We start from the raw sequence: 2,256 nt of genomic DNA on the forward strand, positions 1-2,256 counted from the left end.
GCCAACTCGGCCAACCGGGCCGTCGCGGTGTCTGCGGGAAGCTCCGCCCGGGCCAGCCCGGCGGCGGCCACGATCGCCTCCTGACCGGCGTACTGCTCCAGGCAGCCCTGCCCGCCGCAGCGGCACGGACGGCCCTCGGGGTGCACGGGAAGGTGCCCGATCTCGCCGCTCCACCCGCGTACGCCGCGAAACAGCGCGCCGTCCAGCACGATGCCGGCACCGATGCCCACCTCGCCGGAGATGTGCAGGAAGCTGGATGTGCCGGTGGGCTGCGAGTGCAGCTCGCCGAGCGCCGCGAGGTTGGCCTCGTTGTCCACCACCAGTGCGGGGATGCCGGGCACCTGCTCGATCAGCGGAGGGTGTTCGGCGAGCAGCGCCGGCACCGGCACGTCATGCCAGCCGAGGTTCGGCGCGAGCCGGACCAGCCCGGCGTCGTCCACCAGGCCGGGCACCGCCAGGGCGGCCCCGACCAGGGTGAGGCCGCGCCGGGCGGCGTCCTCGCGGGCTGCCCCGGCCATCTCGACAAGGCGGGCCAGGGCGTCGGCGGGGGCGACCGGGCGCAGGTCGGCCCGGTGCACGGTGCGGTGCCGGACCTGGCCGGCGAGGTCCACCACGCAGACCGCCAGGTAGTCCACGTTGACCTCCAGCCCGAGCCCGGCCGGCCCCTGATCGGCCAGGACCAGTCCGCGCGCCGGGCGGCCGGCACCCGAGCGGGGCGCGGGGTCGGACTCACTGACCAGCTGGCCGGCGAGCAGGTCCTCGACCACCGCGGACACGGTGGCTCTGGTCAGGCCGGTGGCGGTCGCCAGGTCGGCCCGGGAGGGAGGTCGGTCGGCCGCGGCGATCCGGCCGAGGACCAGGGCGAGGTTGAGCTCGCGCAGGCTGCCCTGACGGACAGCGCCGGCCGGGGCGTGGGTGAGGCTCACCCCTTGACAGTGCCATAGGGTGGGCAAATAATTCAATCGCTGAACAAATAGCGGACAACACCACCCCGGAGGTTGCTCATGGCACCCCGTCCCACCCCCGCCGACAAGTTCTCCTTCGGGCTCTGGACCGTGGGCTGGCAGGCCCGCGACCCGTTCGGTGACGCCACCCGTCCCGAGCTCGACGCGGTCGAGGCAGTGCACCGGCTCGCCGAGCTGGGCGCGTACGGCATCACCTTCCACGACGACGACCTCATCCCGTTCGGCGTCGACGCGGCCACCCGGGACCAGCACATCGCCCGGTTCCGCAAGGCCCTCGACGAGACCGGCCTGGTGGTGCCGATGGTCACCACCAACCTCTTCACCCACCCGATCTTCAAGGACGGCGGCTTCACCAGCAACGACCGCGACGTCCGCCGGTACGCGCTGCGCAAGGTGCTGCGTCAGGTCGACCTGGCCGCCGAGCTGGGTGCCAGCACGTTCGTCATGTGGGGTGGCCGCGAGGGCTCCGAGTACGACCTCGCCAAGGACGTCCAGGCCGCCCTGGACCGCTACCGCGAGGCCGTCAACCTGCTCACCCAGTACTCCATCGACAAGGGCTACAACCTGCGGTTCGCCCTGGAGCCCAAGCCCAACGAGCCGCGCGGCGACATCCTGCTGCCCACCATCGGGCACGCGCTCGGCTTCATCTCGCAGTTGGAGCACTCCGAGCTGGTCGGCCTCAACCCGGAGGTCGGCCACGAGCAGATGGCCGGGCTCAACTACGCCCACGGCATCGCCCAGGCGCTCTGGCAGGGCAAGCTGTTCCACCTGGACCTCAACGGCCAGCGCGGCATCAAGTACGACCAGGACCTGGTCTTCGGCCACGGTGACCTGATGAACGCGTTCGCCCTGGTGGACCTCCTGGAGAACGGCGGCCCCAACGGCGGTCCGGCCTACGACGGCCCCCGGCACTTCGACTACAAGCCGTCCCGCACCGAGGACATGGACGGCGTGTGGGCCTCCGCGGCGGCCAACATGAGCACCTACCTGCTGCTCAAGGAGCGCGCAGCGGCGTTCCGCGCCGACCCCGAGGTGGTCGAGGCGCTCGCCGCCAGCAAGGTCGGCGAGCTGAGCACGCCGACGCTCGGCGACGGCGAGGGCTACGAGGAGCTCCTTGCCGACCGGTCCGCGTTCGAGGACGTCGACGTCGACGCGGTGGCCGCCCGGGGCTTCGCCTTCGTCCGGCTCAACCAGCTCGCCGTCGAGCACCTGCTCGGCGCCCGCTGAGGCCCCGCCATGCCGTTGGTCGCAGGCGTCGACTCGTCCACCCAGTCCTGCAAGGTGGTGATCC

General features: G+C 72.2%; 2 protein-coding genes. One reads left to right on the forward strand and one right to left on the reverse strand.

The genetic code is table 11. From position 1 onward, the window contains the following. Positions 1-926: ROK family protein (locus ABZ749_RS34150; RefSeq protein WP_357235300.1), on the reverse strand; the 926-nt coding region annotated here is incomplete at its 3' end. Between the two features lie 78 nt (positions 927-1,004). Between ABZ749_RS34150 and xylA the strand changes: the two genes are divergently transcribed. Continuing rightward, positions 1,005-2,192, forward strand: coding sequence for a xylose isomerase (gene xylA / locus ABZ749_RS34155; RefSeq protein WP_357235303.1), 1,188 nt, complete (start codon positions 1,005-1,007; stop codon positions 2,190-2,192). Positions 2,193-2,256 lie beyond the last annotated feature (64 nt).

This window comes from Micromonospora sp. NPDC047753 (genome assembly GCF_040642735.1).
In the GTDB taxonomy this organism is placed as follows: domain Bacteria; phylum Actinomycetota; class Actinomycetes; order Mycobacteriales; family Micromonosporaceae; genus Micromonospora.